1 protein-coding gene is annotated in these 583 nt (G+C 44.3%); it reads left to right on the top strand.

Annotation, left to right across the window (positions count from 1 at the left end):
- Positions 1-20: 20 nt before the first annotated feature.
- On the top strand, positions 21-583 hold a 563-nt coding region (locus G4417_RS16540; protein WP_330598417.1), incomplete at its 3' end, for a transposase.

A 583-nucleotide genomic window follows, 5' to 3' on the forward strand; every position in this document is an offset into this window, starting at 1 on the left:
ATTATCAGGAAGAAAAAAAGATGCTGAAAAATACGCCGGCCGGATATAAAAAAGAATATCCATGGCTGAAAGAGGTAGATTCTCTTGCGCTGGCGAATGTACAGTTAAATCTGGAAGGGGCTTTCCGGAAATTTTTCCGGGAACCGGGAGTGGGATTTCCGCATTATAAATCAAAAAAACATTCGCGGAAATCCTATACAACGAATATGGTAAATGGGAATATCTGTCTGCAGGACAGGTTCCTGAAACTGCCAAAGATGCAGCCGGTAAAAATAAAACTCCACCGTATGATCCCGGAGGGATGGAAGCTGAAATCAGTGACTGTGAGCAGGGAACCGTCCGGAAAATATTTTGCCAGCCTGCTGTTCGACTGTGAAAACCAAACAGCGGAGAAAAGACAGGCGGAAAAATTCCTGGGGATTGATTTTGCCATGCATGGGATGTGTGTATTTTCTACCGGTGAAAGAGCCGGATATCCCATGTTTTACCGGAATGCAGAGAAAAAACTTGCCCGGGAACAGAGAAAACTTTCCAGATGTGAAAAGGGCAGCCGTAACTATCAGAAACAGAAGAAAAAGGTTGC

Origin of the sequence: Blautia wexlerae, from assembly GCF_013300825.1 — a bacterium.
Lineage (GTDB): Bacteria > Bacillota > Clostridia > Lachnospirales > Lachnospiraceae > Blautia_A > Blautia_A wexlerae_B.